Genomic DNA, 17,431 nt, shown 5'->3' on the forward strand with positions numbered 1-17,431 from the left:
GCTTTAAATACTTATTGATGGCAAAACGAAGATCGATTTAATTACAAATAATTTTAAATAATTTAAAAATTGAGGCTGCTTTTGGTACATTTGTTTCAGAAATAAAACAATCATGAAATTATTGAATACCGTTTTAGCTGTTACGTTGATAACTGCTTCTCATCAATTATTCTCACAGACAGCCAACGAGAAAAAAGCCCGGGAAATTATTGAAAAAGCTATTCAAGCAGAAGGAGGTAAGAAACTTTTAAGCAGTATAAAAACACTTTATTCCAAATCAGAAACGGTAATGGACGGCCGTAAGGTAAACTGGATCACAAAAGAAATGGTGCCTAACAAAGGAAGTTTTGAGATTGAATATCAGGGAAGGATTGTATACAGATCCTGGTTTGATGGGAAAACAGGATATGAATTGGTGAATGGTGAGAGAAAACTGGCTGATCCTGCTGAATTCAAAGATAAAGCTGACAGAAAATATATCATCAATGAATTAGCCTACATAGATCCTCAACTGTACAAAATTGAACTTATTGATGAGAATCCTGATAAGATATATTATAAAATAAAAGCCACCTATGTAACAGGAAAGGTGACTTATCTGTATTACGATGTGAAATCATTCTTTCTAAGCAAAGAAGAAACTGTTGAAAATGGAGAAAAGAATACGTTTTCAACGGTTTTACAAAGTGATTACAAGAAGTTCGGAGATCTTTGGTATGCCACTAAATCTACTTTTGTTTCTGAAAGTGGAAATCAGGAAGCCAACCTTGTGGAATTGTATTATAATAAGAGTATTGAAGAAAACGATTTTAAGTAAAATGTGATAACTCATAAAAATCCTTATGCAATCAACTGCATGGGGATTTTTATTTCTTGTCTGATGGATAGGCTATCCTTTATTTTCCAGCCTTTCCAGTCTTTCAAAGATGCTTGCAAATATATTCTTTTCGGTGGTAGAAACATATCCTACAATCTTATAATATTCCTTATTTTTTTTATTTATTAATTGATTATCAGATATATATTGAAGGGTTTTATTGGTGTACACCAACAACTTATGAATAGGTTCTGTATTTGGATCGGCTTTATTCAGAAATATAATATCTCCATATTGATATGGTGGCAATAGGTGCTTTTCTGTAGTAAATTCATAGATCAAATCAACAGATGCTAATATTTTTTGCAATAATAATATATTGAGACTGTTATTTTCCGTTGTTACTTGCGTTTTCTTGTCATTCTGAAGAGCCAATTCCGGGAAAAGTATGAGCTGATCAGTGCATGAAATACTTCCCAATTGGTTTGGCTGTAGGGTTTCTGTCAGAAATTTATCAAGATCAAGATTAAAATGATTGGCAACTTTCAGGATTGTTTCTATTTTTGGCTCTGCGCGTCCTTCCTCATAAGAGCTTATTACCCCTCTGTTTAAATCAAATAAGTCCGCAAAGGCCTTTTGGCTTAATCCTTTAATCTGTCGTATGGTCTTAATATTACTTCCAAAGAAGCTCATGCTGTCTAAAATTTTTTGCAAATATAGAAAATGCGGAACAAATGGTTGATAAAAATATTTGCAACCATGTGCAAGCGACACTACACAACGATCCGGTATCACAATACTTTAGAGGTTGAAATAGCGATTGCATAAATAGTGCTCTTTATGATATCAATTTCTGGTTTGGTGGTGGAACCGTTTTCTTTCGTTATTACAAATTCCGGGCATTATAATATAATCTGTACCCACAATATTGTATAGTTCTGTATCTGTATCCAAAATTAAATACTCCATAATTTTGTTAAGCTAAAGAAGAAAATATGGAAACAATCACTCAACATCAGAAACAGTTTCAATATGCTGAGGCTTATATATCAGACATGTTGATGCTGAAAAATATCTTTCTTGAAACACAGAATTTGAAAAAAGCAGATCAGAATTTCGGACTTCCTTTTCTTTTGGCTAAAAATGGAAATCAAATAGTTGCTTTTGCCAGTCTTATCGTGAATGAAAAGGATGAGATATCTTTCAGAATCTATGATAAAAACAGAATGACAGAAACTGAGAAGAGAAATTTCTTTTCCCGTGCTGAAAGATATTTTAAAAACAATAATACGCCCAATTTCAAGGATCCGGAACAGTTAAAAAGCAGTATCAACAGTATGATCAGCTGGCTGAACCCTGAATAGAGCAGGATAAAATTGTACATTTACTTAAAACCGTAATGCAATGCCAAAAGATGTTCTGTATCTTAAAATAGCTAATTCTGTCACAGAGCAGATTAAAAGTGAAACCCTGCAGTTTGGAGACAGGCTTCCTTCGCTGAGAAGTGCTCAGAAATTATACAATGTAAGCCTGAACACGATAAAACAGGCGTATATGGAGCTCGAAAGCAGATCTTTGGTAGAATCACGTCCCAAATACGGATATTATGTAAGCCAGACCTCCCAGAGAAAGCTGGCGCTGCCTTCTGTGACCCAAATGAAAGTCTCTGAAGGTAAGAATACTCCACAAGACCTTATAGATAAAGTGTTTGGAAGCATCGGAGGTACAGATGTTACGCAGTTTGCCCTTGGAATTCCAGGAAAAAGTCTTCTTCCGGTGGCCAAGATGAAGAAATGCATGATCGATGTAATGAAAAGAAAGAGCGACAGCGGAACCAATTACGAGCCCGTACAGGGAAGTGAAGTACTGCGACGGGAAATCGCCAAATGGTCCATGGTAATGGAAGGGAAAATCACAGAAGATGATTTGGTTATTACTTCCGGAGCCATGAATGCGGTTTATAACTGCTTAATGGCGGTTACTCAGCCCGGAGATTCTGTGGCTGTAGAAAGTCCGGTGTATTTTGGAATCCTTCAGGCGATTCAGTTATTAGGACTTAAAGCCGTAGAAATTCCGACTCATCCCATTACAGGTGTAGATCTGGATGCTTTAAAGAAGGAGCTTCCGAAGCTCTCTGCGTGTTGTTTTGTAGTGAACTATAATAATCCGTTAGGGTTTCAGATGCCTGATGAGAACAAAAAAGAGCTGGTGAAGATGCTTACCGAGCACAATGTCCCATTGGTGGAAGACGATGTGTACGGAAACATTTATTTCGGAGCGGGAAGGCCAAAACCATGCAAATTTTATGATGAAGCAGGAATTGTGATGTGGGTAGGTTCGGTTTCCAAAACATTGGCTCCTGGTTTTAGAGTAGGATGGGTGGCTCCCGGAAAATTCAAAGAAAAAATTATCCGTCAGAAATTGGTTCAGACAGTAAGCGGACCTTCTTTGTTTTCTGACGTGATTGCAGATTTCCTGGCCCATGGGCGTTATGATCATCATCTGAGAATGTTCAGGAAAAAGCTGTATACCAACTACCTTCAGATTCAGAAGTCAGTGATTGAATATTTTCCGGATAATACAAAAATCTCAGATCCCAAAGGAGGTTTTATGCTTTGGCTGGAACTGGATAAGAGAATCTGTACGGAAGATCTCTATGATTTGGCTGTCAGCCAGAAGGTAAACTTTGCTCCGGGGAGAATATTTTCACAATATAATCAGTATCAGAACTGTATGCGGCTGAACTATGCATTAGAATGGACTGATAGAGTGGAAAGTGATCTGGAGAAACTTGGGAAAATGATAAAAAACAGAATTTAATAAACCTTATAGCGATGAATGATATTAAGAATGAAGTAAAAATTGTAGTCTATGAACCTCAGTATAAAGGGGCTTTTAAAGCTTTAAATGAAGAGTGGATCAAAACGTTCTTTGTGATGGAAGCGGGTGATTATAAGCTGTTGGATAATCCTGAAGAATATATTTTAAATAAAGGAGGGCATATTGTTTTTGCGCTGTTAAATAATGAAGCCGTAGGAACTTGTGCATTGGTGAAATCGAAAGAGGATCCTCTCACTTTTGAGCTGTCAAAGATGGCGGTAAGTCCTAAAGCTCAGGGTAAAAAAATAGGATATTTACTGGGAACCGCCTTAGTAGATCTGGCAAAAAGCCTGAATGCTGAAAAAGTAGTTCTGGAAACAAATTCTGTGCTGGTTCCTGCAATAAAACTTTATGAAAAGCTGGGTTTTAAGCATGTGCCTATTGTGGATGCAGGATATGAGCGTGTAGATGTGCAGATGGAGCTGAATCTGAATATATAACAAAAAAATATTAGAACTCGGATAGGAATATCCTTGTTCTAATATCAAAATTTAAATCTAATTGCTTTACTGTTTTATTTCTTGATGAAAGTCTTGGTTAATGACTTTTTGCTTCCGTTGATTTTAATAAAATACACTCCTGACGGAAGATTTCCGATACTGATTTTTTCATCGTAATATCCTCTTGAAGACTGTAAATATAACGTTGAAACAAGCGCTCCTTTACTGTCGATGATTTCTGCTTTAATTTCCTTATCCTCAGAGCTATATTGGATTCCGATAAATGTTGAAACAGGATTTGGATATATTTTAAAATCATCAGCAATGATCTTCATTTCTTTTGATGCCAATACTTCTTTGGAACATACCGGAATTCTGTTCACTCCGTCAATCCCCCATGAAGACTGCACCGGAATACAAAGCCAGTTCAATACCGTAGGAAAATGATCGGTTTCTCTTGTCGTTGAGGTATAATCATACACCTTGAAATTGTTAACAGTACCTGTATTGTACGCAGGAGAACCGGTTACCGTCATATTATTAGCATTTGGACTTGAATCCGTCAAGGTATTTCCTGAAGTTCCATTACATTTCCAATTGGCTAATAACTGAGAATAATAAGGGTGTGAAGGTGTAATATCCTGATTAGCCCAATTCACAATTACATCGTTAGGAAGAGCCGATTTCCAGATTCTCACATCTTTATAAGAAGCTGCCAGATTGATTCCATAAATATTTGTTCCATCCTGATTTAAAGTTAAAGGAAGTCCGGAATCAATATTTCCGATTGTATTCATTTTAGCAAAAGTTACCGGAACACCATCTTCATACAGCGTTACAAGACCATCCCTGTCAAAGCTGGCAGCGATATGTTTCCATTTATTGGTTTCCACTTTTCCGCCAACAAGATCTATTCTGTTGCTTCCATCACCAATATTCATCTTGAATGTCTGCCCGGAATACCCTGAGAAAACAAATCCTTTATTTTTCCCATTAGCCCAGTTTTTATTACTGATCATCACGGGATCACTGGAATAGGCTGCATTAGGCTTTACCCAAAATTCAATCGTAAAATCCTGATTTGCACCGAAATTGAAAGGAGCCTGATTGGAAGGTTTTGCATAAGTTCCTGCAGGAAAATTCAACTGATTGAACGTCTTACTGGACTCAAGGACTGTTTTGCTGATTTGCTGTGGAGTAAATCCCGGATTGGAATACACCGTAAAAATATTTCTTTCCGAAAGATTTCCGCCTCCATGAGAGCTTTCTATTGCTCCGTGGTCTGTAGTGAGTACTACCAGCCAGTCTTCATTGTTATAAGAAGGTCTGTTTTTCATAGCTGTAACAATCTCTCCGACATAAGTATCAGTTGTTTTAATAGAAGAAACATACTGAGGGACACTTGAAGAGAACCCATAAGAATGTCCTGCGTGGTCCACATCGTCAAAATCTACAAAGAGAATATCAGGATTATCATTCTGCAAAGCTGTTACAGCAGCATTTTTCACTGCAAGATCTGTTGCCAGATTGGTTTTCACATCAGCGTTTTGGATAATTTTATCGTTAATGGGTGCCCAATGAGCAAGAGAAATAGTTCTCAGACCAGAATTGTAAGTTTCTGCTCTTGTTAAAAAGTCAGGATAATTAACATAGTTCGGGCTTGTAAAATTATTGTCCTGAACATTATGCTTGGTGTGCCATACACCGGTAAGCATAGTACTCCATCCGTTTCCACTCCAGGTAGTGGCAGCACAAAGCCCGTCGACAGAATAGATCGACTGACTGATAAGGTTTTGAATGTTGGGAGTAGGAGTAGACATCATTACATCTGCACGGCATCCGTCGATACCGATGAAAAGAACTTTTTTGGTCTGAGCTCCAAGGAAACAGCTCATTACAACAGCCATTGATAATAGTTTTGTTTTCATAGGAAAAAGAGTTTTTTAAAATCAAAAGTTTACAAATAGTAATTTATTTTTAACTATTGTAAAATTAGTTTACTATTTGTAAACATATGTAAACTGAAAATTAATTAATTGATAATTAAAAAGTTCCAGAAAAAAGTTCTTGAAATATTCGGATTTTCAAATATTCAATTGATTGTACTAAATCGAGGCTGTTTTAAAAGTGTCATTCTGAATGAAATGAAATATAGTGAAGAATCTAATGTTTCGCAGATCAATAAGATTCTTCCTTCGTCAGAATGACAAAAGCCAAATTATTTAGCTTTTGTGAAAACCTCTGTAAAATTAGAAATTTGATGGGGTGGTAAAAACACAAACGTTTCCAATGAGTTACCATGAAAACATTTGTGTCAAGAAGTATAAAAAATATTTAAAAAAGAAGTTGTTAAAGAATACCTTCAGCCTCAGAAATGGTGTTCAGAATATAATCAGGTGACGCTTTTTCAAGCTCTGATTGGGTCTGAGCCCCTGAAAGGACAGCTACGGTTAGTCCGCAGCCGGCATTTTTACCCTCTTCGATATCAATAACAGAGTCTCCGGCCTTTAAAACCTTATTGGCTTCAGTGATGTTGAATTTCTTCATGGCAAGATGGATCATTTCAGGGCTTGGACGGCTTTCCGAAACGTCGTCAGCAGTAATTAAAGCATCAAAATGAATATTTTCTTTCCAGTTGAGTTTATTCAAAAGCTGATGAGCAATTTCAGAAGTATAGCCTGTATTTAAAACGATCTTTTTATTTTGAGACTTCATGCTGAGAAGGAAGTCTTCCGTTCCGATAATGGGTTTTACCTCAAGGTTTTTATAAGATTCTTTAAGCTGATCAGAGAAATTTTCAAAGATTGCAGGAGCGTCTTCTTCATTGCCATTGATTTCCTTTAAAAGACTTGTAATGGCTTCCTGTTTTTCCATACCGGCACAGCTGGATAATACCTTTTCCAGGCTTACCACATAGCCGTAATCGTTCACTGCATTGGTAAGTGTTTTGTAGACTACATTATCCTCATCAATAGTTGTTCCGGCCATATCCAGAACCAATAATTCTATATTTTTCATTTCAATTTTATGCGTAAATTTTTTCAATATTAAATTGGGAGAAGCCACCGCTTCCTGTCATCCCTTTTCCTCCGATACCTGTTATAATATGAATATTGGCAGATGGACTGTGCTCAAAAATATCTTTCGTTTTGCACTGGGAATAAATTCCGAACCACCTTCTCTGAATTTCATACGTAGGAAGATCAATGATTTTCTTCGCCTCAAGAATCATGAATTCGTCAATCTCCATATTAAGGTCATATCCCAGATCATCCGCATTTTTAGCGTCCGCATACTCATGAGAATCTCCTATGATCACAGAACCGTCAAGGGCCTGTTTGAATAAAATATGAACTCCGTATTTCTTTTCAAATGAGTTGGGGTCTTCTAAGGCCTTGATTTTCTGAAAAGAAGGGCATTCGCTGAATGATTCATATCGTCTTACAGAAAGCCCGGTAAGAATATTTCCCTGAAGTGAATAAATCCCCTGAGGTTTGGTCTGAAGCATCTGAAGTTTACTGACTTCCAGATCACTGTCATTGAATACTTTAGGATATAAAGTCTTAAACTCATGTCCGCCACAAATGATGATTTTTGAAGCGTTGAATTCTGTTCCGTCTGCAGCTACAGCGGTACATTTCTGATCATCTTCATGTGTTTCAAGAACTGTGGTGTTATAGAAAATCTGCAATCCCATCTTTTCCTGAAGCAGTGTATGAAGTTTTACAATCATGTCTGCAGAATCTACAGAAAGTTCCTGTGGAAAAAACAGTCCACCTTTACAGTAATCTGAACGGAGACCGTCATATTTCTTGATACAGTCGTTTTTTGATAATAAAACAGATTCATAGTCATTGTTTCTGTTGATTTCATAAAGTTCTTCAATCAGCTGAAGCTCTTCGTCATTGGAAGCGATATATACAGATCCGTTTTGTCTGATAGTAAGATCCGCCTGGGTATGAAGTTCATTGTATATGGCGAGACTTTCTCTTCCGAAATTCTGCCATTTCAGATCCATTCCGGACGGTACTACCTGTCCGAAGTTCCTTACAGTGGCTCCCTGAGGAACAGAATTTCTTTCCAGTAAAGCGACCTTAAGATTTTTCTTCAGCGCATGATAAGCATGGAATGTTCCTAAAATTCCACCTCCTACAACGAGTAAATCAAATTTTGTTGTCATTGTATTATAATTTATAAAATTTTCGACGTATCGAAATTGATGAATTGATTAGAATTTGGGTTTGATTTTGGTTTTGGCTTTGATTTGTTCCTGAAAGCCAGAAAAGCAATCACCGAAAGAATGAAAACTGTAACGGTGATGATGTAATTTAAGTTGATATAGAAATGTAACCATGAAGTCTGAGCTGAACCAAAATTTTTGTACAAAAGAATCAGCACACTTCCCAGATACCCGAATGAATCTACAATATAAATAAGAAATCCTACATTTCCTTTAATTTCAAATGCTGCGATCATCCGGTCAAAATAAATTCCGTTGAAAGGGATATAGCAGATATACATTCCAAAACCGGAAATCGTCATCCATAAAAAAGGAGATAAAGAACCCTGCTGAAACAGATAAGTAGAAAGTCCCACGGTAAGAATTCCAGCAAAAAGAATATAATGATAGTAAGCAAATGCCCTTTTATTATTCTTTACTTTGACCATGAAACTTAAGATCAAAAGTACCATCACCGCAATGGGTATTTCCGTTAAAGTGAAAATAGAACTGTCGAAACTAAAATGCAGTCCGTCCCAGATCTCACGATTGAAATTATCTCTGAAATCCCTTAAAACCGTTAAACTGATATATAAAAAGATAATACACACGATCGGAACAAAAAACTGCTGAATCAGTGCTTTTCTTTCCCGGCCATTCAATGGCTCTCTTTTGTTTTTAAGTAAAATATCTTCCTCTGTAGGTTGGGGAATTTTTTCAAGAAGCAGCCCGAAAAGAAGTAAAGGAATCACAAAAAGAAGTCCGGCTGAAAACGGCATCCAGAACTCGGAAATCGAGAACGTATCCATTAAAAATTTTCCTACCGACTTTGTAAACCCTGAAGAAACGACAAAGCTTGAACATAAGAATAAACCAATGATTTCTGTCGTTTTGCGTCCTTCAATATAGGAGAAAACAATTCCCCAGATCATTCCCAACGGAATCCCGTTGATCAACATAAACATAATATTGTAAGGGGCGGGAACAGCCGCAAATCCTAACAGGGCAAGCTCTGCAATAGCAATAAAAACAAACAGATAAGTAAGTCTTTTTTGTGGTTTCAGTTCAGAAATAAATTTGATCCCGATAAATTTTGAAATAAAATAGCCTACTGCCTGTGCAATAATAATCAGAATCTTATAATCTACTCCGAAATAGGAAAGTCCCTCGAAAGAAGCTACAGTAAAAGGCTTTCTGAAGCCGTACATGCAGAAGTAAACACCAAAAGCAGCGAAAGCAGCTTTCAGTGTTACCAGTGTTTTTTTGTTGATGGTTCTGGCCATAATAATGGTTTAGAAGTTCAGTTTTACTCCAAGATTAAATCGCACGCCATAAAATTCTACCTGCTCAGGACGGTCTTCATTTTTACCGAAATGATAGATCAGAGGTTTGTTCAGAATATTATTCACATCAGCATACAAGGTCAGGTATTTGGTAAACTGATAAGACCCGCCGAAGTCCAGATTGCTATATTTACCATAATAAGAATCGTTGATATCTTCCTCAGCATATTCTACAGCGTATTTCCCTTTATAGTTGTAAGCCAGTCTTGCATTGAAACCCTTTCTCTCAAAGAAAAGCTGGGCGTTATACAATTCTTTTGCCTGATAAGGAAGGGTTACTGTTCTTCCGCTTGGTTTTTCCATTTCAGAAGTCATGAATGTAGCATTCAATTGTACTCCGAAATACTGAAGAAATCCTGGAAGAAAATCAAATCTCTTGTTGATTCCCAGTTCAATACCTCCTAACCATGCTGCTTTTCCGTTATTTGGGGCTGTAAACTGTACACCGTTGTTTCCATTATAATTTCCGATAAAAGAATCCTGGAAAATAGGATCTGTTATGGATTTATAGAAAACGCCTCCACTTAGAATCCCTACGTTGGAGAAATAATATTCTCCCATCAGATCAAAATTCAAAGAATAGGTAGGATTAAGATTTGGGTTTCCTCCTTTGAATTCGTTGTCAGCTTCAATATAAGTTCCTCCTGGAGTAAGATCTCCAAAATTGGGTCTTGAGAAAGTTCTTGTCGCTGCAAAACGAAGATTGGCTTTATCATTCAGCGTATATTTCAAATGAACCATTGGAAGAACAGCCAGATAGTTTTTGGTATTTTCTACTGGAGTCAGTATATTATCATTTACGCTGTATCCTCTTACTTTCGTATTGGTATTCGATAGTCTGATCCCTCCTAAAATCGTAACCTTATCATTCAGTTTATATGTTGCCATCCCATAGGCATCCGCATGTTTTTCAAAGACATCAAAGTTTCTGCCTAATGCTTTGTTGTATTCCAGTGCTTCGGAATCAGCAGCATTAATTTTCAGATTTTCCTGATGATCATACCAAAACTGGTTCATTCCTTCTGTAGAAAGTACCGGTCCAAAAGTATTCCCGATGTGGGCATTCATTTCACTTAAATATTTCGGTCCGTTGGGTTGTGTCGTGATATATGGTGAAAACTCAGACAGAAGTGGGGCTGTTCCGCTGCTCCAGTTGTAGAAAATATCAGAGAACTTTGCATTACGCTCCTTATCGCGGTATTTAAAACCATATTTTAAAGTGAGTTTATCAGAAGCATTGATCTCATGATTGAATGCTGCTACAATTTTATCCTTTTCCTCTACAAAAACCTTATAGAATTCAAGATCTGTAAATCTCATCTGGGAGGCATCCATTTTAAAGTTAGGATCACTGTAAAAACCAAATAAAGCATCCGGATTTTTATAATCTAATTTTCCTCCATCGGTTTTCCAGTAAGCTCTTGGCCCATTTCCATGATCGGAAATATAATCAGGATTAATCCCTACACCGGATTGAGTATATTTGATAACATAGTAGGAATTGTTTTGTTTATCAGGAATATTTCCATACTTGAATTTGTTGTCGTAGTAAGATAAATCCCAGTCGATTTTTCCTTTATTTAAATGATGAACTGCTCCCAAAGAAACAGAAGTAAGCTCTGTAATCAATAAATTGTGGATATTCTGAAGCTCAACCCTTGCTGTATTGTTGGCGCTGCTGAATTTATCAAATCGGATTCTATGTTTATAGTGGGTTTCGTCATCCGATAATGTACCATACATTCCTTTTAAATAGAAAGTAGTTTTTGGAGACAGTACATATTCAAAAGCCGTATTGATCCCTGTTGTTTTTCTTACTCCGTTATAATCACGAAGTTCCAGTCTGAAAACACCCTCATCGCCACTTCTTCTCGCCTCAAAATTATCGGTAGACCAGTTCCTGATGAAATGGGCAAAATTGAATAGGTACCCGAATTTTTTATCTTTCGTTCTTCCTCCGTATAAAAATCCGAGGTTATACACTCCTTTGTCAGCTTTGGCATTATATCCGCTTCCAATAGTTGCTTTGAATTCTGTTTTCATTGGCGGAGTTTTGGTGATAAAATTAACACCACCACCAATTCCGTCTGCCTCCATGTCTGGGGTAAAAGACTTGTTTACATGTACATACGAGATCAGTTCCGTAGGAAAGAAGTCGAATGCGGTAGCTCTGGAAGTAGTTTCCTCCTCTGCCGTGGGAAGCCTGTTTCCATTGATGGTTGTAGAAGCCCAGAATGGCGGAAGCCCTCTAAGAGAGACAAATCTTCCTTCTCCCTGGTCTCTTTCAATAGAAACTCCCTGTACGCGCTGTACGGTCTCTGCTGCATTTCTGTCCGGGAGCTTTCCGATTCCGTCAGAGGCAATGACATTGGTAATATTGATCGCATTTTTCTGAAGGTTCAACGCTCTTGCTTCCGTATTTTTCAATGTTCCGGTCACGACTACTTCATCAATGTTTTTTCGGGGCTGGGAAAGTTTGATGATTCCCAAATCAACTGTATGTTCTGGTGTCAGCTCTACATTGATGTCTGCAGATTCATAACCGATGTAGCTGATTTGTAAAGTGTATTGGCCTTCTTTGATATCATTGATGGTGAATTTTCCTTCAATATCGGTGGCTACATTTTTAGATAAGCCTTTTATTTTGACTGTTGCCCCGGGGAGAGGCTGGCTGTCGTCAAGAACAGTTCCTATAATTAACTGTTTCTGCGCTGAAACAAATGCAATGAAACAGACAAAAACAAGGGTAAGTAATTTCTCTAAATTTGTTTTCATTTTTACATATATTAAATTTTTTATGCAAATCAAGCTAATAATTTTAATATATATAAATATTTTGTATTAAGTATTATTTAACAAATAGACACTGTTTTATTACGCTATTTTTACTTTAAAAGAATAAAACTTATCCTTTGAAAATTTAATAAAATGGGATTTGAAGTACCTGTTTCAACGTTTTTTGTAAATATTTCAAGGAAATAAGGGGAATAAAAACCAGCCGAAACTACCCCTGTTTCTGTTCATATTTCGTTCATTTAGAAAGAAAATGAAAAAACTAAAGTTGCATATTTGTAAACTTTTATAATTGTCTGGAAATTGGAAATTGAGGAATAATGAATAAAATGATTCTCATACTGTGAATGGAAATAGGATTCTTCCTTCGTCAGAATGACAAAGTCAGATCAAAAACTTTGCGTTAAAAAGAATGTAATTAAGCAGTATAAAAATAAAGAACAAGCATCACACAGCTTTCATCGCTGATGCTTACCGGTACATGAGGAAACTTACCGTTGAAATATAAAGAATCACCTTCTTTTAAAATGATTTCTTCATTATCAATCACATATTTTACTTCTCCCTTCAGTATATATTTGAATTCCCAGGCATCGGTAATTACCTTTTCCCTTTTAGAATTAGGTTCAAGAGTAAGAAGTACCGCTTCAAAGCCTAGAGAATGAAGACTCTTGCTGAAAATATGCATGTATTTGAATCCTTCAGCTTCTACCTCCTTTTCTATGACTTGCTGATTTTCTTTCGGAACATAGATGAATTTGGCATTGGATTTTTTCTCAACGCCTTCAAAAAAATAGCTGGCATCAATTTCGAGTGACTGGATCAGATCCAACAAAACAGGAAGCGAAGGAATGGTTCTGCCATTTTCAATTCTGGAGACAAGACCGTTACTCACATTCGCTTTGAAGGCAAGATCATTGATGGTTAAATTATTCTTTTTTCTAATATCCTTTAATCTCTTGCCGATACCTATTAAAAAGTCGTTCATACGCTATGCAATTTAACCTGAATTATTTTTTTCGTCATTCAATGAAAGGCAAAGGTAATATTATTCTATAGAGTTTGGATAGATGAGGGAATCAATTCATTGAAAATTATTATTGAAAGGAACGCTGAATTTGTCTTCTGCTTTCTTTCCCTTTTTGCCCATCCCAATAAAATTTCCCTATTTTTGTAAAACTCCTTATTTCATTTATGAAAAAAATTATTCTTATCGAAGACGAAACCAGCGTGGTTTCTTTTATTAAAAAGGGACTTCAGGAAAACGGGTATGAAATTTCTGTAGCTTTTGACGGGCGTACAGGAGTGCAGCTGGTGCAGGCAAACGATTTTGATCTGGTAATTTTAGATATTATGCTTCCGGAAATGAATGGCCTGGACGTCTGTAAAGAGATAAGAAAAACCAATCAAAGTGTCCCGATTCTCTTTCTGACTGCTTTGGGAACTTCTGAGAATATCGTTCTCGGACTGGAGAGCGGTGGTGATGATTATCTGGTAAAACCTTTTAAGTTTATTGAACTGGTGGCACGTGTGAAGTCTTTGCTAAGGAGAAGTAATAACAACGGACCACAGGAAATTGCCGAACCGGAGCCGGATAATGAACATGTATTTCAGTTTTCGGATCTGATTGTGAACGATTATACCAAGAAAGTAACACGGGCCGGAGAAGATATTTCGCTTACTTCTACAGAATATAAACTCCTGCTGTATTTTCTGAATAATCCGGAAAAAGTAATTTCAAGAGCTGAAATTCTGGATGCCGTGTGGGGAGTGAACTACGAGCTGGGAACCAATGTGGTAGATGTATATGTCAACTATTTAAGGAAAAAGCTGGATAGTCAGGATGATAACAAGTTGATTCATACTGTGATAGGAATGGGATATGTGTTGAAAAAAACATAATGAATGTTTAATAAAGTTATTACAAATCAGACCAAAACGATGGTGCTCTTGATGTTGGTTTTTACAGCCATCATTTTGCTGTTCAGTGGTTTGGTATACTTCTCTATCGTTAATTTTTCACACCAAAGGTTTTATGAGCTCCTCAAGATCAGAACAGCTACTATTGTTCAGATCGAAAAAAGTAAAGATCATCTCGACCTTCCGGAAAACTATATTCTCAACAGTCTGAATGATGAGGAGCTTCCGATGGAAAAAGACTATGTTTTTGCCGTTCCCAGAGATTCCAATTTCAAAAAAATATCTCAGGAAGTTCATATTCCTGATTATTTCTTTAAAAATATCATCAAAGAAGGAGAGTCTAATTATAATGACCAGGAATTCTATTATATAGGACAAAGCTTTAAATATGATAATAAAGACTATATCGCTATTGCTTCTGCTAAAAACCACTATGTCATTTATTATCTGGGATTTCTGAAGAGAACACTGCTTACCTGTATCGTTCTTTCATTGTTCTTCAGTATGATCTTTTCTTTTTATCTGTCGAAAACCTTATTCAGACCTATCTTAAAAATTACAGGAAAAGTAAAGGAAATCAGTTCTGAAAATCTTCACTTAAGACTGGAGTCCCAGCCTGATAATAAAGAACTGAATGAGCTGGTAGATACATTCAATGATATGCTCAACCGTATTGAGACCTCATTTGAAACCCAGAATCACCTGATCGGAAATGTTTCTCACGAATTGAGAACTCCTCTTACGTCCATTATGGGAGAAGCAGATGTTGCCCTTTCCATTAGCAGAACAGCCGACGAGTACAAAGAAACCCTCGGAATCATTCTTGATGAAGCCGAAAAGCTGGATAAAAAGATCAAAGCTCTACTGATGATTGCCCAAACCGGATTCGACGGAAAGATCCAGAAAATGGATAAGGTGAGAATTGATCAGCTGCTTTGGGATGTTATTGAAACCCTGAGAAGAATTGATTCCCGAAATAATATTTATCTGGATATCAGCATGCTTCCGGACAATCCAAAAAAATTAAAAGTACAGGGAAATGAACAGCTGCTCCATCTTGCAGTAGCCAATATCATCAGTAATGGCTGTAAATATTCAAATTTTCAGCAGGTAAAAGTCTCTCTCGGAGCCACAAATACAGATGTTTACATCATTGTAAAAGATAATGGTATCGGAATTCCTGAAGTAGAAATGAACAAAATTTACGATCCATTCTTCAGAGCTTCCAATACAAATAACTACGAAGGCTATGGAATAGGACTTCCATTGGCAAGAAATATTGTAAGAATGCATCATGGTGAACTGATCGTGAGTTCACACGAGAACCAGGGAACTACAGTACAGATGCGCTTCCCGAATTTCTATAGTACACAGAAAGGAGAATAGCCTGACTCTTCTTACCGGCCTGAAAACAATCCGATAACAAATAATATTCATAAGCAATTTCCTTCCTTTACGATTTTGCTGTTTCGTCATGTTAATTGTCCTTAACAATTTTCTAATCTCATTTTAATCTCTTTAATCACATTTTAATTCCGTTCCAAAGATCTTCTAATATGGTCGTTCTAGTTTTGTATCATCAAAAAAGATAAACACAATACAAAATAATAAAGAACATGGCTAAAACAATTTTAATTGCGACAGATTACTCTCTTGAGTCATTGAATATATTGAAAAAAGTACTTAAGGAGAAAGATGCGTCAGAAGATGAGAACCAATATAATATACTTCTGACATCCGGGTATGATTCCGGAGATTCTATCAGAGACCTTTTATTCACTACCAAAACATCGGTCTTTAATAAAATTAGACCCGAAGAGTTCTGTGATGCCTATGGAATCATCAGTAATAAGTATCCCCACCTGGTTAATAAAATCATTTGTGATGTTTTTACAGGAAGTTTCCAGAGAACATTCAACCAGTATGTAAAGGCAGAAAATATTGAAGAGGCTTATTATTCTCCATCGATCAAAAGTAAGGGAAAAGGCAAGTTTGATCTGATTCCTTACATCAAAAAATGCAAAGAACTGCAATCCCATGAAATTACCGTTGAAGTAAGAGAAAGACTTCCGGAAAGAGGAAGGCTGGCAGAGATCTTTGTGGAGGTCTAAATAAAACACAATTAAAAAAATAAAAAATGTTAAGAAATTATAGTAACAGCAGGACACTGGGAGATAATATCAGGTTGGGGACGCTGACTGCCTTTACGGCGGGTACTATAAATATTGCTTCCCTATTGATATTTCTCTCTTTTACATCCAATGTAACGGGACACTACGCTATTTTAGCGGCCGAAATCAGTAAAGGAAACTGGACGCAGGTAGGGGTCGTAGGAGGATGGATCTTTTTGTTCTTCTTCGGAAGTTTTCTGTCCAACTTTATTGTCATCAACTTTAATAGGAAAAGTAAATATTTTGCCCATTCTATGCCCATCGCGCTGGAAATTATATGTCTCCTTTTTGTAGGAATATACGGGCAGTTTTACTATCAGAAAACATTAGAAGAAACAGAATATCTGGTAGCATTGATGCTTTTTGCCACCGGACTGCAAAACGGTCTTACGGCAAGTATTTCCAACTTCTCTGTGAAAACCACCCACCTTACCGGGACAACCACCGACCTGGGAATTCTGGTATCTATGTTTACACAGAAAAAATACAGAAGAAACGGAGAACTGATTGGCAGGGCAAAGCTTCTGATGAGTATTATGCTTGCTTATGTAATGGGAGCCGTATTCTCGGGATTGACGTATTACTATCTGGAATTCAGAGTGTTTTATGTAATCAGTCTATGTCTTCTGTTCGTCATCGGGTATGATGCTTATAAAATTCATGTCCGACACTTTAATACGAAATACAGATACAGCAGGATTTATAAAAAACCGAATCTCTTTGCTTATCTGTATGATAAAATCCATGGAATTCCTAAAAGAGAGAAAAAGAGAAAGCTTGTCTTTGAGGATTAAAATATAAAACACACTATTAATTTTTTGTATAAACTAGCTGTAAATGCCCTTATT

15 protein-coding genes are annotated in these 17,431 nt (G+C 36.6%); 8 read left to right on the forward strand and 7 right to left on the reverse strand.

Features of this window, described 5'->3' with window-relative positions; translation table 11 throughout:
- Positions 1–112 precede the first annotated feature (112 nt).
- On the forward strand, positions 113–817 hold the full coding sequence (locus FW781_RS20575; protein ID WP_149389140.1) for a hypothetical protein: 705 nt from the start codon (positions 113–115) through the stop codon (positions 815–817).
- Between the two features lie 72 nt (positions 818–889).
- On the opposite strand, the gene FW781_RS20580 is transcribed toward FW781_RS20575, so the two are convergent.
- Positions 890–1,531 carry a helix-turn-helix domain-containing protein gene (locus tag FW781_RS20580; protein WP_228720247.1) on the reverse strand — a complete coding sequence of 214 codons (642 nt, stop codon included), beginning with the start codon at positions 1,529–1,531 and terminating at the stop codon, positions 890–892.
- 281 nt (positions 1,532–1,812) lie between these two features.
- Here FW781_RS20580 and FW781_RS20585 point away from each other — a divergent pair, with 281 nt between their 5' ends.
- Genes FW781_RS20585 through FW781_RS20595 form a run of 3 tightly spaced genes read left to right on the forward strand, consistent with a single transcriptional unit; the run spans position 1,813 to position 4,137 of the window.
- The gene (locus FW781_RS20585; protein ID WP_149389141.1) at positions 1,813–2,181 is read left to right on the forward strand and encodes a hypothetical protein; all 369 of its coding nucleotides are present in this window, start codon (positions 1,813–1,815) and stop codon (positions 2,179–2,181) included.
- 40 nt (positions 2,182–2,221) lie between these two features.
- Positions 2,222–3,637, forward strand: a complete 1,416-nt coding sequence (locus FW781_RS20590) for an aminotransferase-like domain-containing protein (RefSeq protein WP_149389142.1) — start codon at positions 2,222–2,224, stop codon at positions 3,635–3,637.
- 14 nt (positions 3,638–3,651) lie between these two features.
- Positions 3,652–4,137 carry a GNAT family N-acetyltransferase gene (locus FW781_RS20595; protein ID WP_149389143.1) on the forward strand — a complete coding sequence of 162 codons (486 nt, stop codon included), beginning with the start codon at positions 3,652–3,654 and terminating at the stop codon, positions 4,135–4,137.
- 74 nt (positions 4,138–4,211) lie between these two features.
- On the opposite strand, the gene FW781_RS20600 is transcribed toward FW781_RS20595, so the two are convergent.
- From FW781_RS20600 to FW781_RS20625, 6 genes are all read right to left on the reverse strand, one after another.
- Positions 4,212–6,065, reverse strand: a complete 1,854-nt coding sequence (locus tag FW781_RS20600) for a LamG-like jellyroll fold domain-containing protein (RefSeq protein ID WP_149389144.1) — start codon at positions 6,063–6,065, stop codon at positions 4,212–4,214.
- A 421-nt stretch (positions 6,066–6,486) separates the two neighbouring features.
- The gene (locus FW781_RS20605) at positions 6,487–7,155 is read right to left on the reverse strand and encodes an HAD-IA family hydrolase (protein WP_149389145.1); all 669 of its coding nucleotides are present in this window, start codon (positions 7,153–7,155) and stop codon (positions 6,487–6,489) included.
- A 7-nt stretch (positions 7,156–7,162) separates the two neighbouring features.
- Complete coding sequence (locus FW781_RS20610) at positions 7,163–8,317, reverse strand: TIGR03364 family FAD-dependent oxidoreductase (RefSeq protein WP_149389146.1); 1,155 nt, start codon at positions 8,315–8,317, stop codon at positions 7,163–7,165.
- Between the two features lie 11 nt (positions 8,318–8,328).
- Positions 8,329–9,639 carry a DUF5690 family protein gene (locus FW781_RS20615; protein WP_149389147.1) on the reverse strand — a complete coding sequence of 437 codons (1,311 nt, stop codon included), beginning with the start codon at positions 9,637–9,639 and terminating at the stop codon, positions 8,329–8,331.
- Positions 9,640–9,648: 9 nt separating this feature from the next.
- Positions 9,649–12,474 (reverse strand): TonB-dependent receptor, encoded by a 2,826-nt coding sequence (locus FW781_RS20620; protein ID WP_149389148.1) that lies wholly within the window; start codon positions 12,472–12,474, stop codon positions 9,649–9,651.
- A 436-nt stretch (positions 12,475–12,910) separates the two neighbouring features.
- A complete protein-coding gene (locus FW781_RS20625; protein ID WP_149389149.1) occupies positions 12,911–13,480 on the reverse strand; it encodes a helix-turn-helix domain-containing protein in 570 nt (189 codons plus the stop codon).
- A gap of 206 nt (positions 13,481–13,686) precedes the next feature.
- Here FW781_RS20625 and FW781_RS20630 point away from each other — a divergent pair, with 206 nt between their 5' ends.
- The 4 genes from FW781_RS20630 to FW781_RS20645 all read left to right on the forward strand — a co-directional run bounded on the left by FW781_RS20630 (position 13,687) and on the right by FW781_RS20645 (position 17,377).
- The gene (locus FW781_RS20630; protein ID WP_149389150.1) at positions 13,687–14,394 is read left to right on the forward strand and encodes a response regulator transcription factor; all 708 of its coding nucleotides are present in this window, start codon (positions 13,687–13,689) and stop codon (positions 14,392–14,394) included.
- A 3-nt stretch (positions 14,395–14,397) separates the two neighbouring features.
- A complete protein-coding gene (locus FW781_RS20635) occupies positions 14,398–15,798 on the forward strand; it encodes a sensor histidine kinase (protein ID WP_149389151.1) in 1,401 nt (466 codons plus the stop codon).
- A 230-nt stretch (positions 15,799–16,028) separates the two neighbouring features.
- Positions 16,029–16,523 carry a hypothetical protein gene (locus FW781_RS20640; protein WP_149389152.1) on the forward strand — a complete coding sequence of 165 codons (495 nt, stop codon included), beginning with the start codon at positions 16,029–16,031 and terminating at the stop codon, positions 16,521–16,523.
- A 26-nt stretch (positions 16,524–16,549) separates the two neighbouring features.
- The gene (locus FW781_RS20645; protein ID WP_149389153.1) at positions 16,550–17,377 is read left to right on the forward strand and encodes a YoaK family protein; all 828 of its coding nucleotides are present in this window, start codon (positions 16,550–16,552) and stop codon (positions 17,375–17,377) included.
- Positions 17,378–17,431 lie beyond the last annotated feature (54 nt).

It is taken from the genome of Chryseobacterium panacisoli, assembly GCF_008274625.1.
Lineage (GTDB): Bacteria > Bacteroidota > Bacteroidia > Flavobacteriales > Weeksellaceae > Chryseobacterium > Chryseobacterium panacisoli.